This is a genomic window from Leptolyngbya sp. PL-A3 (assembly GCF_039962325.1).
GTDB lineage: Bacteria > Cyanobacteriota > Cyanobacteriia > Elainellales > Elainellaceae > Vacuolonema.
This window is the reverse complement of record NZ_JAMPLB010000137.1, coordinates 1-6,360: the sequence shown is the minus strand read 5'-3', so window position 1 is coordinate 6,360 and position 6,360 is coordinate 1. Positions and strand designations below refer to the sequence as shown.

Here is a 6,360-nt window from a genome sequence, read left to right as displayed (position 1 = left end):
AAAAACAAGCCAGGGGTGATCATGCTATCGGTACAAAATCTCAGCGTTACATTTACGATGTATGACCAGGGATTGACCCAAAAGCAATTGACGGTCATTACAGAATTGGATTTAGAGGTTCGTGCAGGGGAAGTCGTTGCCATTGTAGGGGCAAGTGGGTCTGGCAAAAGCTTGTTAGCCCATGCGGTGTTGGGGCTTTTACCAGACAATGCCCACGTGAGTGGGGCAATCGCCTTCAAGGGTGAACCGCTGACCCCTCAACGCTGCCAATCCTTGCGAGGTAAAGAGATGGCGTTAATTCCTCAATCGATTGGCTATCTTGATCCGCTGATGCAGGTCGGTCAACAGGTCAGGCGAGTGGCACAACTGGGTGGTTTGTCCAAACGACAGGCTACACAAACAGTCGATCGTACCTTCTGCCGCTATGATCTGCATCCCAACGTTCAGCAATACTATCCGTTTCAGATTTCTGGCGGCATGGCTCGTCGCGTTCTTGTGTCCACAGCCGTTGTGAGCCAGGCCGCTCTGGTCATTGCAGATGAGCCCACGCCTGGTCTTCATCCCGATGTGGTGAAAGAAACCCTGAATCACCTACGCGAGCTGGCAGACGAAGGCAAAGGGGTCATTCTCATTACTCATGACATTGAGGCGGCTCTTCAGGTAGCTCATAAAGTGGCCGTCTTCTACGCTGGTACGACGGTTGAAATTGCAAACGTCAGAGATTTCTTTGAGGGTAAAATTCGCCATCCCTACACCCAGGCCCTATGGCGATCGCTTCCCCAAAACGATTTCATTCCGGTACCCGGTAGCCAGCCCAGTCCGGACGCATTGCCCGTCGGTTGTTTATTTAGCGATCGCTGCCCCTGGGTAACAGAAGCTTGTTGTGCGGCACGCCCTCGGTTTCGTATCGTTCGGGGCGCGCCTGTACGCTGTATTCACGCGGAGAATCACCATGCTAATTGGTAAAGAACTTTCCTATCGCTATAATCCCAAGCATGAGTGGATTTTGCGTGATCTTAGTGTGGCGATCGCTCCTGGTAAAGTCGTGGGGTTAATGGGGCCATCAGGATTTGGCAAAACAACCCTGGGAAAACTTTTAGCGGGCTACCTGAAACCCACCAAGGGCAGTGTGACGATTAACCATCAACCCTTCCCCTTGCGGGGCTACTCCCCTGTGCAGTTAATCTTTCAAAACCCAGAGTTAACCGTTAATCCCCGATGGCGTATTCGTAGAATCTTACAAGAGGGACATAACCCATCGCCTGATTTCATGGAGGCTTTGGGCATTCATAAAGACTGGCTAAATCGCTATCCCCATGAACTCAGTGGAGGAGAACTGCAACGCATTGCTGTGGCTCGCGTTCTTAATTCCTCAACCCGCTATCTCATCGCGGATGAAGTGACAGCGATGCTGGATGCCAACACTCAAGCGTTAATCTGGCAAGCAGTGCTCCATTATGCCCGCACCTACGAAGTTGGGCTGCTCGTCATCAGCCACGAACAGATGTTATTGAATCGGTTGTGCGACCACATTCTTGATCTAACGCAAAAAACAACCCATGATAGGGTTGCATCAGGAGTACGGCCAAATTGAAGCATTTGCCACGCTTCAACAAGTTCTATTTGTTATTCTCCTCACCCATTGTCCTCAAATGCACTTCAGTCACCATCTACTTAAATACATTTTTGGTATAGCGTCGAAAACCGGGTTGCTCTTAATCCATCCAAATAATGGACTCACTTCTTCCCATGTCACTTCAGTGTGAATATATGCTGGAGCTCATAGGATATGCGCTAAATATTAGAAGAATAAAACATCTGCAGATTTTAGATAGAGATAACGGCCCTTATGGATATGTAAATATCAGCACTCGCTGAACAGTCGATTCTCAGGCAACTCGTAAACGCTCAACATCCTTCATCGGTGGTGCACCAAACATGCGGGAGTATTCGCGACTGAACTGCGAAGGACTCTCATAACCCACCTGATACGCCGCATGGGTAGCATCTGCATTCTCAGCCAGCATCAGACGACGGGCTTCCAATAACCTCAACTGCTTTTGATATTGCAACGGACTCATCGAGGTCACGGCCTTGAAGTGCCGATGGAATGATGCAGAAGACATCCTCGCTTGCTTTGCCAAATCCTCCATGCGCAACGTTTTTGTAAACTCACTTTTGATCTGTTTAATCACCGCTGCAATTCGCTGCATATGGCTGCCAGCCGTCGCAATCTGCCAAACCGCTTCGCTCTGCTCACCCATCAAAAGACGATAGTAGATTTCGCGAATCATCATCGGTGCCAGAAATTGGATATCCTGGGGCCTGTCCAGAAGCCGGGTGAGTCGTGTAGCACACTCAATCAACGAGGCATCAGCATCGCTTACGAACAAGCCTCTAACCGAACCTTCTGTTTGATCTGGGCTGCGCCCGATTTGGTCGATGATATCCCAAAGCCCAGTTGCATCCAGGTTCAGCTTGAAGCAGAGATACGGCTGATTCGGTGTCGCCTCGACAATGGTTCCATTAAGCGGCAAATCCACTGTGACCACAAGATATTGAGCCGCCCCGTAGCGATAGGTCTCCTGGCCCAGTAAGGTTTCCTTTTGCCCCTGAACAATAATACAAAGCGTCGGTTCATACACCGCGCGGAGGACGGTAGGAGCAGATTCCCGGATGAATTCCAACGGAGCGATCGCCGTTGAATGAGTACCATTCCCCCTGCCATCAGTGTGGCGGTTCACGAGTTCCGCTAGTTCTTGACACGCATCAATCATCGTCTTCTTTAAGAATTCATCTGCCATACCGGCTCCTCATAAACGCTTAGTGCAGGAGTATGAGACATCCCTCTGAATCGTTTTGCTGCGCCTATTATAGAGGATTTTTTTGAGTACCATCCTGCCGCTTGAGAAAATCAGGCAATAACCTGCAAAGTTTATGTATTTAGAACCTTTTGCCCAAAGCCTATGATAAACCCATGCCAGAAAGGCAATGAAAGGATAAGGCAATAAAGGAGATCGACCAATGACTCAGAAAACATGGTTCATTACAGGTGCTTCCCGTGGAATTGGAGCCGAAATCGCAAAAGCCGTTTTGGCCGCAGGAGACCAGTTAATTGCAACAGCCCGCAAAAAGTCCGATCTGGAGCAATTTGAGTCGAACCCCAATGCGCTGACCCTGAGCCTGGATATTACGGATGAGGCTCAAGTGCAGGCGGCAGTGGCAGCAGGACTGGAACGCTTTGAGCAGATCGATGTGTTAGTCAACAACGCAGGATTTGGGATACTGGGCGGCATCGAAGAAACCAGTGCCCAAGAGGTTGAGCGCGTCTATCGCACCAATGTCTTCGGGCTGTTGAATGTGACCCGAGCCGTCTTGCCCAGTATGCGTCAGCGCCGCTCTGGACACATTATTAACCTATCGTCGATCGGGGGCTATCGCTCCACGCCAGGGTGGGGCATCTACTCCTCAACTAAGTTTGCCGTTGAAGGGATTACTGAAGCACTGCACGATGAGTTAGCACCGCTGGGTATTCATGCAACGGTGGTCGAGCCGGGCTACTTCCGCACCAATTTTCTCGATGGTAGCTCGCTCCAACGCACTGCCCTGGAAATTTCCGATTACGCCGAGACGGTCGGTAAGGTTCGTAAAATCGCATCCCAACTGAGCTATCAACAACCGGGAGATCCGGTCAAGCTCGCCCAGGCGATGCTGCAACTGGCAAATGCAGAGACTCCTCCTCTCCGGTTGCCACTTGGTACAGATACTCTTCAAGCGATTGCCCAGAAGAACGCTTATGTGGAGCAAGAAACGGCACAATGGCGCACTCTGTCTCAATCGACTGACTACCAATAGGATAGGCAGCCAAGTTTACAAACCTAGCAACCCCTTTATCTACTTCATTTATAGGTGGTAAACAATGAGTTCTGAAGCGAGTCAAAGCAACGTTACTATCGTTGGACAACGCGAGAACCTCGATTGGTTTGATACCATGCTCGATGAGCAGATGGTTATCCGCGTCCATAGCAAAGATGTCGATGGGGCTTTCACAATTATTGAAGTGGATGCTCCACCGTTCTCGGGTCCACCGCTCCACTATCACAAAGATAGGGAAGAGATCTTTGAAGTCCTGGAAGGCAGATTTCGCTTTTACTCTGGGGGCGAAGAGTTTGAGGTCGGACCCGGCACCTCGGTTGTTGTGCCCCGTAACACGGTGCATAGTTGGGTGAATCTTGGCCCTGGCAGGGCTCGGTTGCTCGGAACCTTCGTCCCCGGTGGCATCGACGAATTCTTCCCCCAAATCGGTCAAACGCCGCCCGCAGGTTGGACGGATCTGGCACGCCAGCACGACACTTGGATCGTTGGAGCGCCCCTCTCCGTTTAATCACCCCAAGGTGGAGATTGAGAGTTTCGGGGATTTTGGATGAGAAGTTTTCTGAGAATTGGCAATATTTAAGCGTTCTTACTCACAGAATCAGCTAAAATCCCGTTACTTGAAATTTTAAGCAACGGGATTTTTACGTTCAGAAACTAATGCAACTAGCTTGAAGCACTAGGTTCAGCAACATAGCGGAAATCAGGTTCTGAGTTCCAGGGCCCGCGCTGATCTTCTTTGCCATTTGAAGACAGATTGTAGTATATATCTACTGTTTCATCAGGCTGAATATTACCAAAGAATGGATCGTCAAGTTTTCCTAACGAATCCAAGGCTTTCATAAACATCTTTGTGTGAGAGATTTCACGAGTGAGAAGATGCACTAAGGTCTGCTTCGTGCCTTCGTCTGAAGCCAGTTTAATCAAAGATTCATAAGTCTGCCGTGCGCCAGCCTCGGCTGCAATATTTGCTCTCAAGTCACGCACAACATCGCCGCCTTCATTGATGTAGCTAGCTGTCCAGGCACTTCCCTGGCTGTCGAGGAAGTGAGGTCCCATTCCGCGCACTGCAAATAAGCTGCTTTTGAAAGCTTCTGTTTGATCAACATTTTTGGTATGGCCTTCGATCAATTTACCCACCATTTCTAGGTGACCAAACTCTTCGATCGCAATATCTTGCAACATATCGCGAATGCCAGCATTTTCAACATGGAATGACTGCACCCAATATTGAAGGGCTGCAGTAAGCTCACCAGTTGCGCCGCCAAATTGCTCTAAAAGCAGTTGAGCAAAACGTGGATCTGATTCTTGAATGTTGACTGAATGAATCGTTTCTTTTTTATGAAAAAACACGCCATGCTCCTTATATTCTGCATCGTTCGCCTTTGTAGTGAATTAAGACTTACTCTATGAATCTAGGAAGCCTGAAAAAACAAATGATGCAATTGGTCTAATCGTAGACTGATCAGCTTAACCATCTCATGCTCCTACCGAGGTAGTTACCCTCAATGTCATCCCATCGAAAGCGTGACCTTAATACAGACAAGACAGGTGCGATCGCGTGTGGGTGTGCGGGAGCGCAGATCCCAAATCAGGAGAAAAATTCCTGCACCTCGTTCATTCATGCCTAGATAATATAGGGGAAGCGATAGTGATTCAGGGCTTTACGAGTAAGAGATGACAAGATCTGCAATTGAACTAGCCCAGCATCCTGTGCCCGTTCTAACCCAACTTGAATTGTTTGCTTCTTATGCTTCTCCCTCTGATGAGTGATGGCATCACACCGTTTAATTTGTTCCCTTAAAGCGGGCAATTGAGGTGGGTAGGCGAACCCTCTCACAAAAACCCGTCCGCCTTCAGAACCGTGCCTAAGAGTTTCCCCTCACACACACACCCTCTCCTGTCTAAATTCCCACGCCAAGAGTGAATAGGACAGTGCCCCCTCCCATCCCATTCGGTCTTTTGATGGTGACAACGTCACAGCTATCTATCTTAAAAAGTTGTCATTTATCGAGTTTCTAAGATACCTTAGGTCTAACAGGCTAGATCCAGACAAAAGGCAAAGCCGATATGGTTTATTGGTTTGATGAGTCAGAAGGATTTTTCCAGGCTTCAGAGCGTGCAGCCAATCCAGTCTTTTATCGTACATACTGCTCCCTAGCAGAGGTGCAGGAACGTATACGATTAGCTCTTGCAGAATGCCAGCTTGCACGTGCAAAAAAATTGAGAAAACTGGCCAAGCTTCTCGTCTGTGTTCTAAATCTTTTAAGTGAGCCTCTATTAAACAAAAATACTTTAAGTACAGAGCGGCAGAAAAAATCTAGAGGTGGATGGTACAAGCAAATGCTGGCATCACGAGTGTCAGTAGCAATGCTGGATTAACTTTTGGGAGGTCTTGTTTTGAAACGTTCAGCAGAGTCTCAAACAAATTCCCAAAAGAATCCAGGAGAAATTTATGGCAATGTTTCCCCACGAGAAGAGCTTGTT

The 6,360-nt window shown here is 48.6% G+C and carries 7 protein-coding genes; 5 read left to right on the top strand and 2 right to left on the bottom strand.

From position 1 onward, the window contains the following. Positions 1-21 precede the first annotated feature (21 nt). Both NDI52_RS34550 and NDI52_RS34545 read left to right on the top strand, forming a co-directional pair. Complete coding sequence (locus NDI52_RS34550) at positions 22-966, top strand: ABC transporter ATP-binding protein (RefSeq protein ID WP_348257179.1); 945 nt, start codon at positions 22-24, stop codon at positions 964-966. Next, positions 953-1,594 carry an ATP-binding cassette domain-containing protein gene (locus NDI52_RS34545; protein ID WP_348257178.1) on the top strand — a complete coding sequence of 214 codons (642 nt, stop codon included), beginning with the start codon at positions 953-955 and terminating at the stop codon, positions 1,592-1,594. The genes NDI52_RS34550 and NDI52_RS34545 overlap by 14 nt, the downstream gene beginning before the upstream one ends. A 295-nt stretch (positions 1,595-1,889) precedes the next feature. On the opposite strand, the gene NDI52_RS34540 is transcribed toward NDI52_RS34545, so the two are convergent. Then, positions 1,890-2,804 carry an AraC family transcriptional regulator gene (locus NDI52_RS34540; RefSeq protein WP_348257177.1) on the bottom strand — a complete coding sequence of 305 codons (915 nt, stop codon included), beginning with the start codon at positions 2,802-2,804 and terminating at the stop codon, positions 1,890-1,892. A gap of 220 nt (positions 2,805-3,024) precedes the next feature. On the opposite strand from NDI52_RS34540, the gene NDI52_RS34535 reads away from it, so the two are divergent. Both NDI52_RS34535 and NDI52_RS34530 read left to right on the top strand, forming a co-directional pair. Continuing rightward, the gene (locus NDI52_RS34535) at positions 3,025-3,855 is read left to right on the top strand and encodes an oxidoreductase (RefSeq protein WP_348257176.1); all 831 of its coding nucleotides are present in this window, start codon (positions 3,025-3,027) and stop codon (positions 3,853-3,855) included. Positions 3,856-3,919: 64 nt separating this feature from the next. Further along, the gene (locus NDI52_RS34530; protein WP_348257175.1) at positions 3,920-4,384 is read left to right on the top strand and encodes a cupin domain-containing protein; all 465 of its coding nucleotides are present in this window, start codon (positions 3,920-3,922) and stop codon (positions 4,382-4,384) included. A 155-nt stretch (positions 4,385-4,539) separates the two neighbouring features. Here the strand turns inward: NDI52_RS34530 and NDI52_RS34525 are convergent, their stop codons facing one another. After that, a complete protein-coding gene (locus NDI52_RS34525; RefSeq protein WP_348257174.1) occupies positions 4,540-5,226 on the bottom strand; it encodes a manganese catalase family protein in 687 nt (228 codons plus the stop codon). A gap of 717 nt (positions 5,227-5,943) precedes the next feature. Between NDI52_RS34525 and NDI52_RS34520 the strand changes: the two genes are divergently transcribed. After that, positions 5,944-6,255 carry a hypothetical protein gene (locus tag NDI52_RS34520; protein ID WP_348257173.1) on the top strand — a complete coding sequence of 104 codons (312 nt, stop codon included), beginning with the start codon at positions 5,944-5,946 and terminating at the stop codon, positions 6,253-6,255. The last annotated feature ends 105 nt before the right edge of the window (positions 6,256-6,360 follow it).